Below are 16,976 nucleotides of genomic sequence, written 5' to 3' on the forward strand. Positions count from 1 at the left end.
AAATTCGCTCAATAGTTCCGTTTTGAATGTAAAAGTGAACGGTACAGATGCAGGTAATTTAGCATTTGCCGGTATTGGAGCTGCCGCAGGAGTTGGTTTTGTAGAGAATTCAAGTGTTTTTTCGGTTTCATCTGCCGCTAATATTGCGGTTCAGTTGAATTATAATAACAACGGAGTGCCAAGTGCCAAGGCTTATTTGGATTTTATAATTGTAAGTGGGAAGTGTAATTTGACGGGTTTTGGCAAGCAATACCCATTTCAACTCAACGAAGCCGCAACAATGATGGGTTTTGGCGAGTACCAATTTTCAAATGCTACATCTATTTCCCAAGTTTGGGACATTACTGATATATATAATGTTACAAAAGTTGCTGATGGAAATCAATCTAATTTTTCATTTAAAGCGGCTTTGGGCGAAGTTCGAAAGTACATAGCGGTTGATGCTCAAGATTATTTTTCGCCTTTAAAAGAATCGAATGCTAAAGTAGTAAATCAAAACCTAAAGGGTACTATTTTTAAAAATGCTCAAGGTCAATTTCAGGATATCGATTACCTCATCGTTACGCCAAAGTTTTTGAATTCGGCCGCAGAAAAACTTGCGAATTTTCATCGAAACAATTCTGGAATGAATGTCAAAGTCGTTCATTTAGAAAATATTTACACCGAGTTTTGTTCGGGTAAACAAGACATTGGAGCGATTCGAAATTTTGTGAAATATGTGTATAACAATGCCTCAACACCTGCGAATCAAGTGAAATATGTAAATTTATTTGGAAGCGCTTCTTTCGATTTTAAAAACAGAATTCCAAACAATACCAACGTAGTTCCCATTTTCCAAGCCTTGGAAAGCAGAAGTACTGGGCCTGCTTCTTTTTGTTCTGACGATTTTTTTGGTTTGATGGATTTGAATGAAGGAGCCAATTCAAACGGTAGTGGTCTTGATATCGCCGTCGGGCGGATTATTGCATCAAATGCAAAAGAAGCCGACGAAATGGTCAACAAAATCATAGAATACCACGATCCGAAATCGTATGGAAATTGGCGAAATAACTTAATCTTTATTGGTGACGATCCAAGTTCAGAAAAACCAGGCGACACGCAACTGCAGTTTTTTCAAAATAAATTGGGCGACCAAATTGGCGCTCAAAAACCATTTTTCAATATAAATAAAATTCTTTTAGATTCTTACGTTCAAGAAGTGGCAGCCGGCGGAGCGCGTTATCCTAAAGCTCGTACGGATATTTTTGAAGCTTTTGAAAAAGGAGCTTTGGTCTTCAATTATTTAGGTCACGGCGGCGAAGACGGCTTGGCAGACGAACGAATTTGGGAAAAAGAGGATGGTGAAAATTTGAATAATAGATACAAATATCCGCTTTTCATTACCATTACGTGCGATTTTTCCCGATTTGACAATCCATATAAGCAAACCGGTGGCGAAATTACCTATCTCAATCCGACTGGTGGAGCAATTTCAATGATTACTACGGTTCGATCTATTGGTCAGGGAGAAGCACAAGTGTTTAACCCAATTTTAGCCAAATATTTATTTGCCTTTGATGGCAGTCCGTATGTTTCAATAGCAGAAGCTTTACGATTAGCAAAAAACCAACAGAACAGTAATGTCGTAGTTTATGTTGGAGATCCGGCATTAATGTTGGCGATTGCGAGACCAAAAGTAATTTTAACGGAAGTTAATGATATGCCTATTACAGGGACAATTGACGATTTTAAATCTTTGGGTGTGATGAAAGTTGCAGGCCAAGTGGTAGACGAAAACAATACATTGTTAACCGATTATAATGGAGTCCTTGCGGTAACAATTTTTGATAAAAATATTTTGCAAAACACCTTGAGAAATGATTTTGTAGACGCGATGGTAAATGACAATCCCTATACAACCGCTTCCACATTGCCTTTTGTCGCCTTAGGAGAAACTATTTTCAGAGGAAATGCCAGTGTTTCAAATGGTAATTTTGAGTTTAATTTTGTAGTGCCGCGTGATATTCGCATACCTCTAGGAAACGGAAGAATGAGTTTTTATGCCAATAAAACCAACCAACTTTTGGATAAAACGGGAGTCAACACCGATATCAAAGTCGGTGGAATTAATGAAAATGCAGCAGTAGATAATACACCTCCTACTTTGAAATTGTACATGAATGATGAGTCGTTTGTTTCAGGCGGAATTACAAATGAATCTCCTATTTTACTGGCCATAATGGAAGATGAAAACGGAATGAACACAGCAAGCGGAATTGGTCACGACATGATTGCTATTTTGGACGGAGACGAAAGCAATCCATTTATAGTCACAGATTATTACGAAACCGAACTGGATAATTACAAAAAAGGACGCGTGAAATTTCCGTTCAGAAATCTTGAGAAAGGCTTGCATACCTTGACTTTCAAGGCTTGGGATGTGTACAACAATCCGATTTCAGCAGAAATTCAATTTGTAGTTGTGGGGGATGAAACATTGACATTAACGAATGTACTCAATTATCCCAACCCATTTGTGAGTTATACACAATTTTGGTTCACACACAATCGACCTTTTGAGCCTTTGGATGTTCAAGTGCAAGTAATGACTGTTACCGGAAAAGTGGTTTGGACAAAAAACCAATTAATCAATACCGACGGATTTTTGTCTAGAGAAATAACTTGGGATGGACGAGATGATTTTGGAGACAAAATTGGAAAGGGAGTTTATATCTACAAATTGACCGTGCGATCCACGACGACAAATAATAAGACGGAAAAGTTTGAGAAACTTGTAATCCTTTAATAATATATTATATTTGTTTAATTATTTTTTTAAAAACGCAGAATGAATAAAAGTTTAGTAATAATCATCGGTTTATTTTTTATACAACATTCTTGGGCTCAAGAATACAGTAAAGTTGTGGGTGTTGGTGTTCCTTTTTTAATGGTTGCCGCCGATGCGCGATCTGCAGGTATGGCCGATCAAGGTGTGGCAACTTCTACAGACGCCTATTCGCAACAATACAATCCAGCAAAATATGCCTTTTCGTTAGATAAACAAGGTTTTTCAATCAGTTATACTCCGTATTTAATCAACCTTGTAAACGATATTTCGTTAGCTCAGGCAACATATTTCAATCGTATCAGCGAAAAAAGTGCTTTCGCAGGAAGTTTGCGATTTTTTGGTTTAGGAAACATCGATTTGCGCCAAACAGATGATCCCGATGAGGTGCTAAATTCCGTTAATCCAAATGAGTTTGCTCTTGATGGTTCGTATGCACTTAAATTGAGCGAACGCTTCTCGATGTCGGTTGCCGGGCGTTATATCCGTTCGTCCCTGCGAATTGCCAGCGATCAAAGTGATGCGAAACCTGCCAGTACGTTTGCAGTAGATGTAGCTGGTTTTTATCAATCAGAAGAAATTGCTTACGATAATTTCAATGGTCGTTGGAGAGCAGGTTTCAATATTCAAAATGTTGGACCTAAAATAAGTTATGATAACGACGAATTGAGTTCAAATTTTATCCCTGCCAATTTACGTTTAGGAACAGGTTTTGATTTTATTTTAGACGATTATAATAAAGTTTCGGTAAACTTAGAGGCAACAAAATTATTAGTACCAACGCCTCAAAATCCGGATTTGGACGGTGATGGAACAATTACCTCAGAAGAACGCAATCAAACCAATGATACCTACAGAAGAATTGGTTGGGTACCTGGAATTTTTCAATCTTTTAGTGATGCACCCGGCGGATTTAGCGAAGAGTTACAAGAAATAACCTATTCCATAGGTACCGAATATTTGTATCAAGACTCATTTGCGCTTCGAGCAGGTTATTTTCATGAAAATCCCGAAAAAGGAGCACGAAAGTTTTTCTCTTTAGGTGCTGGTTTCAAATACAATGTCGTGAAAATTGACGTTTCCTATTTGTTTTCAACCTCACAAGTCCGAAGCCCATTAGAAAATACATTACGTTTTTCACTATCGTTTAGTTTCGGCGACAAATACGACGAATACTAGTTAAAAATATAACATTTTTCCAATCCAAATTTCTTACCTGAAATTTGGATTTTTTTTCCTTAATACCTAACGATTTAAGTTGCTATAATGATGAAGAAGATAACCTTAACTACTACCTTTACTGTTTTTGAAACCAAAGAAAGCTTACCTAAAGAACTGCACGATTTGATGAATCAAGCAATTGCAATTCGGAAAAATGCATATGCTCCTTACTCCAAGTTTCGGGTGGGATGTGCGATTTTATTGGACAACGGTCAAATTGTTTTGGGTTCCAATCAAGAAAATGCAGCCTATCCTTCAGGACTTTGTGCTGAACGAGTTGCTATTTTTCAGGCAGGGAGTATTTTTCCGGAGGCCAAAATTGTAAAAATGGCAATTTCAGCTACAGCTGATGAAAAGCCTGTAACTGAACCAATTCCGCCATGCGGCTCTTGCAGACAATCGATTGCAGAATACGAGATCAAACAAGAAACGCCAATTGAAATTTTTTTTATGGGTGAAAGCGGCCCGGTTTATCAATCGGATTCACTCAGAAACCTGTTGCCGTTTATGTTTGATAAAAAGTTCTTATAAAAAAAACCAAAAAGGCATACATTAATTTTACTTCTTAGTCGGAATGTCTTATTTTTGCGTGCAAATACTTCGGGACAAATAAGTGTGAGGAAACTATAACGAAGTAGTTGAAGAAAATCACAGCAATAATTAGCAAAAGTTAAATTCACATGAAAGAAATTACAAGAGAAGTTTATTTAAAATGGTATGAAGAAATGCTGTTTTGGAGAAAGTTTGAGGATAAATTGGCTGCACTTTATATTCAGCAAAAAGTTAGAGGATTTCTTCACTTATATAATGGTCAAGAAGCGGTTTTGGCAGGTGCATTGCATGCAATGGATTTGAGTAAAGACAAAATGATTACTGCTTACCGAAATCACGTTCAGCCAATTGGTATGGGTGTTGATCCTCGAAAAGTAATGGCAGAATTGTTAGGAAAAAAAACAGGAACCTCCAAAGGAATGGGCGGTTCGATGCACATTTTCTCTAAAGAAAAAGGATTTTATGGCGGTCACGGAATCGTAGGAGCTCAAATTCCTGTAGGTGCCGGAATTGCTTTTGCAGATAAATATTTTGGCAGAGACGGTGTTACATTAACCTATTTTGGTGATGGAGCTGCTCGTCAAGGGTCACTTCATGAAGCATTTAATATGGCAATGTTGTGGAAACTCCCCGTAGTTTTTATAGTGGAAAACAATGGATATGCGATGGGAACTTCGGTTGAAAGAACCGCCAACCACTCAGATATTTGGAAGTTAGGTCTTGGGTACGAAATGCCTTGTGGCCCAGTGGATGGAATGAATCCAGTAAAAGTTGCCGAGGCAATGCACGAAGCAATTGATCGCGCAAGACGTGGTGATGGACCTACATTTTTAGAAATGAAAACCTATCGTTATAGAGGACACTCAATGTCAGATGCTCAATTGTACCGTACCAAAGACGAGGTTGAAGAATATAAAAAGATTGACCCAATCACGCAAGTTTTAGACATCATCAAAGAAAATAAGTATGCTACTGAAGCAGAAATTGAAGAAATTGATGAACGTGTAAAAGAATTAGTCGAAGAATGTGCAACTTTTGCGGAAGATTCTGATTTCCCTGAAATTCAACAATTATACGATGTAGTTTACGAACAAAAAGATTATCCTTTCATCCCTCATAAATTATAATCAATATGGCAACAGTAATAACAATGCCTCGCCTAAGCGATACAATGACCGAAGGAACTGTGGCTACTTGGCTAAAAAAAGTGGGCGACAAAATTAGCGAAGGCGATATTTTAGCCGAAATTGAAACCGACAAAGCAACAATGGAGTTTGAATCTTTCAACTCCGGAACCTTATTACATATCGGTATTCCCGAAGGAGAAACCGCACCAGTAGATTCGCTTTTGGCAATTATTGGTAAAGAAGGTGAAGATATTTCGGAACTATTAGAAGGAAAATCTTCGGATTCTAAAACGGAAGCTAAAGAAGAAAACAACACAAAAGTGGAATCTTCTGATGTTGAGAAAGTAGAAGAAACAAACGAAAAACAAAAGCCTGAATCCAAATCAACTGAGTTACCAAAAGGAGTTGTGGTTGTAACGATGCCTCGTTTAAGCGATACGATGACCGATGGAACTGTAGCAACTTGGTTAAAGAAAGTGGGCGACAAAGTAAGTGAAGGCGATATTCTTGCTGAAATCGAAACGGATAAAGCAACGATGGAGTTTGAGTCTTTTAATGCTGGAACTTTATTAGCGATAGGTATTAAAGAAGGCGAAACGGCTCCAGTTGACAGTCTTTTGGCGATTATCGGTCCGGAAGGAACGGATATTTCGGGTGTTGCAGATGGTTTTTCTAATGGAGGCTCGAAAGCTACTGAAAATTCGAAATCGGATACAGAAAAAGAGCAAACTGCAGAAGCTAAAGTTGAAAATGCCGAACCAGCCGAAGCTATTTCAAATGATAAAACATCAAACAACCGCATTTTTGCTTCGCCTTTGGCAAAAAAGATTGCCGAAGACAAAGGGATTAATTTGAGTGATGTTAAAGGTTCTGGTGAAAACGGACGCATTGTAAAAAGTGATGTGGAACAATTTACACCTGTTAAGCAAGAAGCAAAAGCGGCAGTAGCACCTTCAGAAGCAAAAGCGGAAGCACCTGCTCTAAAAGTGATAGCTCCATCGGGAGAAGTTTCTATCGAAGAAGTCAAGAATTCGCAAATGCGTAAAGTAATTGCAAAACGTTTATCCGAATCTAAATTTACAGCTCCTCATTATTACCTTAAAATTGAGGTAAGTATGGATGCAGCGATGGAATCGAGAGGAATTATCAATTCTTTACCTGATACTAAAGTTTCGTTTAACGATTTAGTAATCAAAGCCTCGGCAATGGCGTTAAAAAAACATCCAAAAGTGAATTCGCAGTGGAAAGAGGATGCAACAATCATCAACCACCACGTTAATATCGGTGTTGCGGTAGCTGTTGAGGATGGACTTGTAGTTCCTGTATTGAAATTTACCGATTTGATGAGTTTAACTCAAATTGGCGGAAGCGTAAAAGATTTGGCCGGAAGAGCTAAAAATAAAAAATTGCAACCCGCCGAAATGGAAGGAAGTACATTTACCGTTTCTAATTTAGGAATGTTTGGAATCACAGAATTCACTTCAATTATCAACCAACCCAATTCGGCTATTTTGTCGGTTGGAGCAATTGTAGAAAAACCAGTTGTAAAAAACGGACAAATTGTAGTTGGAAATACCATGATGCTCACATTGGCCTGCGATCACAGAACAGTTGATGGCGCAACGGGTGCTCAATTTTTGCAAACATTAAAAAATTATATCGAAAATCCTGTGACGATGTTAGCATAATTTGCTACTGAATATACCATATAAATCCCGTCTTGTTGTATTACGAGACGGGATTTTTTGTCTATTTTAGCATTCAAAATTATACATAGTATGCGGTATTTTTATTTTTTAGTTGTTTTCGTATTTATTGGTTGTAAATCTACTTCTGTTGCGACGGATGTTAACAACATTGATCAATCTTTTTCCTATAAAGTAGATGAGTCCAGTGTGAGCGAAACGCTTAAAACACTTTCGGCAGATGCTATGCAAGGCCGTGAATCGGGTACCGAAGGCGGAATCAAAGCAGCCGATTATCTTGCAGATTTGCTGAAAAAATATAATGTAAAGCCTTATTTTCAATCGTATAGAGATACGTTGTCTAATTTTGATGAGGCCAATACCGCTTTTAATATTGTTGGAGTTATCGAAGGAAGCGATCCTGCTTTAAAAGACGAATTTGTGATTTTAGGAGCCCATTACGATCACATTGGCGTTACAGAAACGAGCGAAGACGGCGATTTTATCAATAATGGCGCAAACGACGATGCTTCTGGAGTTACAGCTGTGGCAGAAATAGCAAAGTATTTTGGAGCAAATAAAACAAATAAAAGAAGTATTTTAATCGCCTTTTTTGCTGCAGAAGAAACGGGTTTGTTAGGCTCGTTTCATTTGGCTAAAATGTTAAAAAAGGACAACTTTAATTTATACACTATGCTTAATTTTGAAATGATTGGAGTTCCGATGAAAGCCGATTATACAGCTTACATCACGGGTTTTAGCAAGTCGAATATGGCTTCGAAGATAAATGACTATGCGGGGAAAAAATTAGTGGGCTATTTGCCAATGGAGTTTCAATACCAATTATTTAGTCGTTCGGATAATTTTCCGTTTTTCAAAGAATTCAATGTGCCTTGCCAGACGGTTTGTACTTTTGATTTTACCAATTTCGATTATTACCACCACGTAAAAGACGAATTTGAAGTTATGGATATCACTCACATGACACGTTTCATCCAAGATATTTTACCGGCTGTAGAAAAAATGACGAATACCGATGCAAGGGAGATTGTTTTGAAGTAAGGCCTTTCACAGTCCCTCCCAAAAAGCAGAGCTTGGAGCAGATAGCGGGAATGGACAGATATATTAGAAAAAACGGTACGGAATAAAGATTTGAAATTTTTGTAGTCCAAGAGATAATCCCGAAGTTTCGGGAGAAGCCGAAAGATTTTAGAATAGCCCCGATAGAAAGGAGTATCCTCCCGATTTTTTATCGGGAGAGACGGGATGATAGCGGGAACATCGATTAAAGAAAGCGAATAGACGTGCTTAAAAAAAATACAAATGAAAAACGTAATTATTACAGGAACAAGTAGGGGAATTGGTAACGAACTCGCCCTGAAATTTGCTAATGAGGGCCACCAAGTGTTGGCGATTTCTAGAAAGATCTGTTCTGTCTTAGCCAAACACGAAAATGTAACGTGTTTATCAGTCGATTTATCGGATGCGGAGGAGTTGAAAAATATAGAACAGTTTTTGACTTCAACTTGGAAACAGGTGGATATCGTTATTCATAATGCGGGTGCAATTTTACTAAAACCTTTTACTGAAACGAGCGTTGCCGACTTTAGAAAAATTTACGAAGTAAACGTTTTTGGCGTGGTTGCTTTAACGCAAATTGCGTTACCCTATTTAAAATCGGGCAGTCATGTCGTGACAATTAGTTCGATGGGCGGCATTCAGGGAAGTATGAAATTCGCCGGACTTTCAGCATACAGTTCCAGTAAAGGAGCGGTGATCACTTTGGCAGAATTACTTTCGGAAGAATATAAAATGCAGGGCATTTCGTTTAACGTGTTGGCTTTGGGTTCGGTACAAACGGAGATGTTAGCCGAAGCTTTTCCAGGATATCAAGCACCACTTTCGGCGGGGCAAATGGCCGAGTACATTATGGATTTTTCGATAAAAGGCAATCAGTTTTTTAATGGAAAAGTGCTTCAGGTATCGAGTTCTACGCCTTAAAAAAGACTGCAAGATGAATGAAACTTTGGCTAAATACATTCCGGAACACGCGGTAGCTCCTGTTTTTGAGTTGATTGTGCAAAATCACGTGCATCTTAAAATTGTGAATGAACGTGTAACCCGACATGGGGATTACCGCCGTGCGGTATCTGGAAAACACGAAATTACCGTCAATGCGAATTTAAATGCTTACAAGTTTCTGATTACATTGGTGCACGAAATTGCGCATTTAGTGGCTTTTGAAAAATTTGGTCGCACTATAAAACCACACGGTCAGGAATGGAAATATTGTTTTCAGCGGTTGATGATACCCTTTATTCGTCCAGAAATTTTTCCGAATCAACTGTTGCCACTTTTAGCAAAGCATTTTAAAAATCCAACGGCAAGCAGCGATACGGACGCTCGACTGGCCCTTGCCTTAAAGTATTTTGACAAACCGAACGATAAAAATTTTGTTTTTGATATTCCAATTGGAAGTGTTTTTAGAATTCATAATGGCAAAGTTTTCAAAAAAGGAAATCTTAGAGTAAAACGATATGAGTGTACCGAAGTTACTTCGGGTAGAATATTTTTGTTCAATCCAAATGCAGAAGTCGAATTGCTAAAACCATAATTTTAACATAAAGATTACTTATATTTGCTTTGTTGCAATACAGAATTTATCAATTTTAGAGAATTTAACTTTAATATTTTAGGATGAACAATAATTATTATGCGATAGTTATGGCGGGAGGTGTTGGCTCTCGTTTTTGGCCAGTGAGTACCGCTGAGTTCCCAAAACAATTTCACGACATGTTGGGCTGTGGCGTAACGCTACTCCAAAAAACATTTTCTAGATTGGAACAATTAATTCCGCCAGAAAATATTTTGATTTTAACCAATGAACGATATAACGATTTGGTTTTGGAACAATTGCCAAAGGTGCATCCCAACCAAATTTTGCTTGAACCAGCAATGCGAAACACCGCGCCTTGTATTTTATACGCAACTTTAAAAATCCAAAAATTAAATCCAAATGCAATGATGGTGGTAGCGCCAAGTGACCATTGGATTGAAAATGAAACGGCTTTTATAGAAGATTTACAAACTGCTTTTGATTTTTGCGAAAAGAACGATGCTTTAATGACATTAGGTATTCAACCTACATTTCCAAATACAGGCTTTGGGTATATTGAGTTTAATAAAGAAGACAAGAACCAAATAAAAAAAGTACAGCAATTTAGAGAAAAACCAGATTACGAGACTGCAAAAAAGTTTCTTGAAAGTGGTAATTTTTTATGGAATGGCGGTATTTTTATTTGGAGTGTTCAGTCGGTCTTACAGGCTTTCGAACGTTTTCAACCGCAGTTATTGGCTTTGTTTTCAGAAGGTATTCCAACATATAATACCCAAGCTGAAAGTGAGTTTATTACCCAAAACTATGCTTTAGCCGAAAATATTTCTATCGATTATGCCGTAATGGAACACGCGGAAAATGTGTTTGTTTTACCCGCTAGATTTGATTGGAACGATTTAGGAACTTGGGGGTCACTTTATGATAAGTTGCCAAAAGATGTTAATGAAAATGCAATAATCAACTCAAAAGTGATTATTGAAAACGCTTCAAATAACATTATCCGAAGCAATGCTAAAAAATTAATCATTGTTGATGGCTTAAACGATTTTATAATTGTAGACCATAACGATGTGTTACTCATTTATCCAAAATCCAAAGAGCAAGAAATTAAATCGCTCATTGAGAAAGTAAAATAAGGGCTGCATTCTCCAATTATCAGTATTTAAAGTTTCTTTATTTGGGAGTTTTGCTTATCCCGGTTTTTATCGAGAGGCTGTTTCAACAAAGTTTATGCAACACCAATTTAAATTATATTTTAGGGAAGGAATTTTTATGGCAAAAAAGCTACAAAAAGGGATTTCCGCTTTAAGCCCTAATGCGTAAATAATATAAGAATAGAACTAAGCCAAATAAAGTTATTTTTCCAAAATACATAAATCTCAAAATACTTAAATTTACAATGAAAACTTTATTCAAAAAAGTCGGTATTTTATTTTTTATGTTTTACTGCACATTGGCTCAAGGACAATTGGCTGCATTTACTTTTTCAGTCACAAAAACAAATGAAACTTGCGAAGCGAACGGAACTTTGAGTTTTTCGGTACAAAATGCAACGGCTGGTTCGCAAATTACCTATTCTATTTTTTTGCTTCCCAATACGGTCAATCCCCTTACCGTTACTACACAAAATAATTATACGGGACTAAATTCTGGAAGTTATTTGATTGTTGCAACACAAAATTTACTTGACCAAAGCAATTCGCAACAGCAAACCGTTACCATTTTAGATCAGGTTGTCCCTTTACAGTACCAACTGGATGGACAAAACGCTGTTTGTATCAATAACGGTCAAATTACCGTTAATGTTACCCAAGGTCAAGCCGTGAACTATGAAATTATTGCGGGTCCCATTTTGAAACCCTTGCAGCTTTCACCCATTTTTACGGGTTTATCAGCAGGTGTTTATTTGGTTCGCGTTTATGACAATTGTGGAAACGGAATTGTTCAAACCTATACTTTATTTGAATCTCCAAGTACAATAAACGTTTCTCCTGTAAGTACCATTGATATCATCGATTGCGAAAATGCCGTCATCAACCAGACAATTACATCTGGAGCTGGAGTAATTTTCTATCCGCTTGTTCTTCAATACACGGTTACGTTACCCAATGGAGCTACTACTACGGTCAGCCAAACCATAACAAGTGGCAACCTTAATTTTGTAACAATCGCTCAAAATATTCCAGTAACAATTGGCCAATCACTTACGTATTCCTTATCGTTAGTAGATGGTTGCGGCACGACTTTCAATAGTTCGGGTTCGCTTTCTATTCCCCCCACGGCACCAAATTTAGCTGTAATACCCAACGGTTGCGGGATCAATAATTATAAAGTTCAAAAAGCAAATAATGTAATTGTAATTAGTGCTCCGGCGGCTTACACTACACCTTTGCCTTACACAGTACCTAGCTCTGGAGGAAATGAGTATCCGCTCATCAATTTTCCACCGGGTACCTATGTGTTGCAGGTTACAAGTTTATGTGGGGTAGTGAGTACCTTGACATTAACAGTTGCCTCTTCACCCATCGCTCCACCATCTATTGCGGTTCGCTTGGGTTGTGAAAATGGTTTTGGATCTGTAAAAATTTCAAGTCAAGTCGATATTGCATCTGCCCAATTGATTCAAGCTCCAATAAATGCAGGTTTTATTTTACCGATGGACGTTTCATCGCTTCTTTTTGGAACGCCACAGTCAGTTAATATGAACAACTTACCCGCTGGGCAATATGTTTTTTCCGTAGTAGACGAATGCGGTACAACAGTAAATTTGACCGCAACGATTCAAAGTTATGCTGAGGTAAAAACGGTGAATGTATTCGAAAATTGCGGCTCTTTTGATTTGTTTTTAAATCACGCAACCATACCTTTTGTAGCCATGACCTATCATTTGGAGAAATATTTTCCGAATGGAAATTATTGGGGACACCCCATAACGGGTCTTGTAGGCGCCAATTTGGTATTGGGTAATAACGCGATAACCTACAATATTGCAAGTTCGGGGCAGTTTAGAGTAATTGGAAAAAACTTTATTTATGGAAATGGCGGTCCGAGTGTAAATTGCGTATTGATCATTAACGAATTTGATTTTTTTTCTGTGCCAAACATCAATGCAGTTTATAGTTTTTCTTGTGATGCTGATGGTTTCGACGTATTCGTGGATGCCGAGGGAGTGGGCAATTTGAATTATAAAATTATAGCTAAAAACGGAGTGCCCATTCTAATTGATAATGCTACCAGTGCGCTTTTTTCTAATTTAGAAGCAGGAATTTATACCTTTCAAGTGCAAGACAGTTGCAACAATATTTTATCGGCGGATTTTGAAGTAGGAAGCATACAGACTTTCTCAGTGATAGCATCTGACTTATGTCCTCAACAAAATGCAACTTTATCAGTAGCCCAATTTGATTATTTAAGTTACCAATGGTGGAAGGGAAACGACAATGCCACTATTTTAAGTACGACCAACAGTTTAAATTTGTCAAATTTTAATCCCTTAACGGACTCTGGGATGTACCACGTACGGATTTTTTATGCGGGTTCGGCAAATTCCTGCATTGATACCCAATTGGATTATTTTATCAACAGTGTTGATTTTATCATGAATGCAGGCGAAAATTCTACATTGGCTTTTTGCGGAAGTCCCGGGATTTTAAATTTGAATACTATTTTAGAAGGAAATCCAAATCAAAACGGCGTATGGGAAGAACTAACAAACAGCGGATTACTTAATGGTTCGAGTTGGAACTCAACAACAATAAACCAAGGAATTTTTAACTTCAAATATACCGTTACCGGATTATGTGGAGCTGTTGATTTTGCCCTTGTTCAAATTTCAATTGACTCAATTCCAGATAGCCTTTCGGCAAATGTCAATGCGGCAATTTGTTTTGGAGAAACTATCGAGTTTACTACTGGTTTTGTTGAAAACGCTACCTATTCGTGGGAAGGTCCCAATAATTTTATGTCAACACAACAAAATCCAATTATAGAAAATGCGTCTTCCATAAGCGAAGGTACTTACTTTTTAACCATAAGCAACGGCATTTGTGAGTCAGAACCTATTCCTGTTGTAGTAGCACTAAATAATGTGCCTGATTTTAAAATAGCTGGTAACTGTATCAACGATAATTCGGATTATCAATTGTATGCAGAACCGACTGATTCTGTTGTAAATCCGGGCGATTATTCCTACTCTTGGAACAGTCCATCGGGTAATGTAGGAAGCTCAAATCCGACTTCAATTCTGGGCAAAGAGTCGGGAATTTATACAGTAACCATTACCAACAATGTCGGCTGTTCAATCGTTTTAACACACGAAGTAAAAGGAACGGTTTGTAAAATTCCAAAAGGCATTTCACCCAATGGCGATGGCTCAAACGACAGTTTTGATTTAACGGGTTTTAAGGTAAAAAAATTAATTGTGTATTCGCGTTACGGCAATATAGTTTATGAACAGTTGAATTACACCAATCAATGGCACGGTCAGGATTTTAAAGACCGAAAACTTCCAGCGGCAACGTATTTTTACCACATCACAACAGAAGCTGGTGAAGAATTAGTGGGATGGGTATTCGTTATTCGTCAGGACTTATGATTTGTTCAAGTCTTTTAAATAAGCTTCTCGCACTTTTTTAAATAAGTTTGAAGAATAAACAAAATCTACAACCGCTTCGTTTTCAGTAACAAACATTTCGTCCTTGTTGCCCTGCCACGCTTTTAAACCATTTTTTAAAAAAAGAATATTTTCTCCAATTTCCATTACCGAATTCATATCATGCGTATTGATCACGGTCGTGATATCATATTCCTCTGTGATCTCTTTGATCAAATTATCAATCAATGTGGAAGTATTGGGATCCAAACCCGAGTTGGGTTCGTCGCAAAATAAATATTTAGGTTTATTTACAATGGCTCTTGCAATGGCGACACGTTTTTGCATTCCGCCCGAAATTTCCGAAGGTAACTTGTGATGAGCGTCAATCAAATTTACTCGTTTTAGCACAAAATCAACACGATCGTTGATTTCTGAACGGTTGTTTTTTGTAAACATTTTCAAAGGGAAAGCCACATTTTCGGCCACAGTCATTGAATCAAACAAAGCACTTCCCTGAAAAACCATTCCAATTTCGGTTCGCAGTTCGCGCTTTTCGTCTCTAGAAAGATTGAAGTAATTTCGGCCATCAAACTCAATTGTACCGTTGTCCGGAATGTGAATGCCTAAAAGTGATTTTAGCAAAACCGTTTTTCCGGAACCACTCTGACCAATGATTAAATTTGTTTTTCCCGTTTCAAAAACAGAAGAAATGCCTTTTAAAACTTTATTATTGCCAAAAGATTTTTCTAAATTTTTAATTTCTATCATTAGGTTAAAAGTAATTGGGTGATAATATAATTTACTAAAATGATCGAAACCGATGTCCAAACAAACGCTACTGTACTCGCTTTACCCACTTCAAGCGCGCCACCTTTCATATAAAAACCGTGAAACGAAGGAATTGTAGCCAAAAGCAAGGCGAAAAGGAATGTTTTGATAAATGCATAGGCAATGTGAAAGGGTACAAAATCCGTTTGCAACCCAATTATAAAGTTATCACTGCTGGTAAAACCACCGTAAACACCCGCCATCCAGCCGCCTAGCATCCCTAAAAACATCGAAATTCCAATAACAAAAGGATACAATAAAAGCGCCATCAACTTTGGAAAAACCAAATAATTTACCGCATTTACACCCATCACTTCCAAAGCATCTATTTGTTCAGTAACCCGCATTGTTCCTATACTTGAAGTAATAAACGAACCCATTTTTCCGGCCATAACTACCGAAATAAAGGTAGGTGCAAATTCTAACAGTACGGATTGCCGCGTGGCAAATCCAATCAAGGATTTTGGAATCAATGGATTAGTTAAGTTCAAAGCCGTTTGAATCGCCACAACACCGCCTACAAAAAAGGATATGAAAGCTACAATCCCCAACGAACCAATAATTAAATCGTCAATTTCTTTAATCAACAACCCTTTCATTACCTTCCATTTGGTTGGTTTTCTGAAAATTTCTTTCCACATTAGGAAATACCTCCCAATTTGCGATAAATAGCGAACTAACATCATATTTTTAAATAAAGGCTAATTTATAAAGAACTTCCGACTTATGTCTTATGAAATTCTAATTTTTTTTGGGCGTTCTCCTCCGTAACCCCGATAGCTATCGGGACCGGCCTTCCGTTACAATCTGTCATTGCCTTGTTTCTTGAAATGACAGGATTTCCACTGCAAACGAAGTTCACAGAACGTTGCTTAAAATAAATGTTGTGTGAAGTAATTCTTAACGCGAGCCAGAATTTCAACTCAAATTAACTTTAATTATAACTTCATCATTTTTGTACCAAAGACTTTCCTTTTATCAAATACACAATTCGCTTCAGTATAATTCCAATTACTGCAGCAACCCTACCCAAAACAAATATCACTTTTCAGCCTTTTTTAAACTAAGTTTCACATACATTAACCATAGAATTCTGTAAATTTGCAGGGAATGAAAATCACCGAGCAAATAAAGCAGCCCATACTTTCTGAAATGGAACTTTTTGAATCAAAGTTCCACGATGCGATGACCTCAAAAGTGGCTTTGCTCAACCGGATTACGTATTACATCGTTAACCGAAAAGGAAAACAAATGCGTCCGATGTTTGTTTTTCTAACCGCCAAAATGATTTCTGGCGGATCCGTAAACGAACGCACCTATCGGGGAGCTTCGGTTATTGAACTGATTCATACAGCAACATTGGTTCATGACGACGTGGTGGACGACAGTAACCAAAGGCGTGGTTTTTTTTCCATAAACGCTTTGTGGAAAAACAAAATTGCCGTTTTGGTAGGCGATTATTTACTTTCAAAAGGATTACTTCTTTCCATTGACAACGGCGATTTTGATTTGCTTCAAATCATTTCTG

At 37.5% G+C, this 16,976-nt stretch carries 13 protein-coding genes; 11 read left to right on the forward strand and 2 right to left on the reverse strand.

Annotation, left to right across the window (positions count from 1 at the left end):
- The 10 genes from porU to ACIQ2X_RS05970 form a co-directional block, all read left to right on the forward strand.
- Positions 1–2,785, forward strand: a 2,785-nt coding sequence (gene porU / locus ACIQ2X_RS05925; protein WP_396178002.1) for a type IX secretion system sortase PorU, incomplete at its 5' end; no start/stop codon positions are given.
- Between the two features lie 42 nt (positions 2,786–2,827).
- Entirely contained in the window at positions 2,828–4,003 is a 1,176-nt protein-coding gene (gene porV, locus ACIQ2X_RS05930) for a type IX secretion system outer membrane channel protein PorV (RefSeq protein ID WP_396178003.1), read from the forward strand.
- Positions 4,004–4,093: 90 nt separating this feature from the next.
- Positions 4,094–4,576: a cytidine deaminase gene (gene cdd / locus ACIQ2X_RS05935; RefSeq protein WP_396178015.1), complete on the forward strand. Its 483-nt coding sequence runs from the start codon at positions 4,094–4,096 to the stop codon at positions 4,574–4,576.
- A 149-nt stretch (positions 4,577–4,725) separates the two neighbouring features.
- The gene (pdhA, locus tag ACIQ2X_RS05940; protein WP_396178004.1) at positions 4,726–5,724 is read left to right on the forward strand and encodes a pyruvate dehydrogenase (acetyl-transferring) E1 component subunit alpha; all 999 of its coding nucleotides are present in this window, start codon (positions 4,726–4,728) and stop codon (positions 5,722–5,724) included.
- Positions 5,725–5,729: 5 nt separating this feature from the next.
- Entirely contained in the window at positions 5,730–7,412 is a 1,683-nt protein-coding gene (locus ACIQ2X_RS05945) for a pyruvate dehydrogenase complex dihydrolipoamide acetyltransferase (RefSeq protein ID WP_396178005.1), read from the forward strand.
- Between the two features lie 90 nt (positions 7,413–7,502).
- Positions 7,503–8,471, forward strand: a complete 969-nt coding sequence (locus ACIQ2X_RS05950; protein WP_396178006.1) for a M20/M25/M40 family metallo-hydrolase — start codon at positions 7,503–7,505, stop codon at positions 8,469–8,471.
- 261 nt (positions 8,472–8,732) lie between these two features.
- A complete protein-coding gene (locus ACIQ2X_RS05955) occupies positions 8,733–9,410 on the forward strand; it encodes an SDR family NAD(P)-dependent oxidoreductase (protein WP_396178007.1) in 678 nt (225 codons plus the stop codon).
- A 13-nt stretch (positions 9,411–9,423) separates the two neighbouring features.
- The gene (locus tag ACIQ2X_RS05960; protein WP_396178008.1) at positions 9,424–10,023 is read left to right on the forward strand and encodes a SprT-like domain-containing protein; all 600 of its coding nucleotides are present in this window, start codon (positions 9,424–9,426) and stop codon (positions 10,021–10,023) included.
- Between the two features lie 83 nt (positions 10,024–10,106).
- The gene (locus ACIQ2X_RS05965; protein WP_396178009.1) at positions 10,107–11,162 is read left to right on the forward strand and encodes a mannose-1-phosphate guanylyltransferase; all 1,056 of its coding nucleotides are present in this window, start codon (positions 10,107–10,109) and stop codon (positions 11,160–11,162) included.
- 263 nt (positions 11,163–11,425) lie between these two features.
- Entirely contained in the window at positions 11,426–14,620 is a 3,195-nt protein-coding gene (locus ACIQ2X_RS05970) for a gliding motility-associated C-terminal domain-containing protein (RefSeq protein ID WP_396178010.1), read from the forward strand.
- Here the strand turns inward: ACIQ2X_RS05970 and ACIQ2X_RS05975 are convergent.
- Positions 14,615–15,388: an ABC transporter ATP-binding protein gene (locus ACIQ2X_RS05975; RefSeq protein ID WP_396178012.1), complete on the reverse strand. Its 774-nt coding sequence runs from the start codon at positions 15,386–15,388 to the stop codon at positions 14,615–14,617. The genes ACIQ2X_RS05970 and ACIQ2X_RS05975 overlap by 6 nt on opposite strands.
- Positions 15,388–16,134, reverse strand: coding sequence for an MlaE family ABC transporter permease (locus tag ACIQ2X_RS05980; RefSeq protein ID WP_396178013.1), 747 nt, complete (start codon positions 16,132–16,134; stop codon positions 15,388–15,390). Before ACIQ2X_RS05980 ends, ACIQ2X_RS05975 begins: the two co-directional genes overlap by 1 nt.
- Positions 16,135–16,558: 424 nt before the next feature.
- Here ACIQ2X_RS05980 and ACIQ2X_RS05985 point away from each other — a divergent pair.
- Positions 16,559–16,976: polyprenyl synthetase family protein (locus ACIQ2X_RS05985; protein WP_396178014.1), on the forward strand; the 418-nt coding region annotated here is incomplete at its 3' end.

It is taken from the genome of Flavobacterium sp. (assembly GCF_044368625.1).
Taxonomy (GTDB): Bacteria; Bacteroidota; Bacteroidia; order Flavobacteriales; family Flavobacteriaceae; genus Flavobacterium.

Coding starts and splice junctions, on each gene's coding strand:
- ACIQ2X_RS05965 (WP_396178009.1), top strand. CDS start 10,107: ATGAACAATAATTATTATGCGATAGTTATGGCGGGAGGTGTTGGCTCT.
- ACIQ2X_RS05975 (WP_396178012.1), bottom strand. CDS start 15,388: ATGATAGAAATTAAAAATTTAGAAAAATCTTTTGGCAATAATAAAGTT.
- ACIQ2X_RS05945 (WP_396178005.1), top strand. CDS start 5,730: ATGGCAACAGTAATAACAATGCCTCGCCTAAGCGATACAATGACCGAA.
- porV (WP_396178003.1), top strand. CDS start 2,828: ATGAATAAAAGTTTAGTAATAATCATCGGTTTATTTTTTATACAACAT.
- ACIQ2X_RS05970 (WP_396178010.1), top strand. CDS start 11,426: ATGAAAACTTTATTCAAAAAAGTCGGTATTTTATTTTTTATGTTTTAC.
- cdd (WP_396178015.1), top strand. CDS start 4,094: ATGAAGAAGATAACCTTAACTACTACCTTTACTGTTTTTGAAACCAAA.
- pdhA (WP_396178004.1), top strand. CDS start 4,726: ATGAAAGAAATTACAAGAGAAGTTTATTTAAAATGGTATGAAGAAATG.
- ACIQ2X_RS05955 (WP_396178007.1), top strand. CDS start 8,733: ATGAAAAACGTAATTATTACAGGAACAAGTAGGGGAATTGGTAACGAA.
- ACIQ2X_RS05950 (WP_396178006.1), top strand. CDS start 7,503: ATGCGGTATTTTTATTTTTTAGTTGTTTTCGTATTTATTGGTTGTAAA.
- ACIQ2X_RS05960 (WP_396178008.1), top strand. CDS start 9,424: ATGAATGAAACTTTGGCTAAATACATTCCGGAACACGCGGTAGCTCCT.
- ACIQ2X_RS05980 (WP_396178013.1), bottom strand. CDS start 16,134: ATGATGTTAGTTCGCTATTTATCGCAAATTGGGAGGTATTTCCTAATG.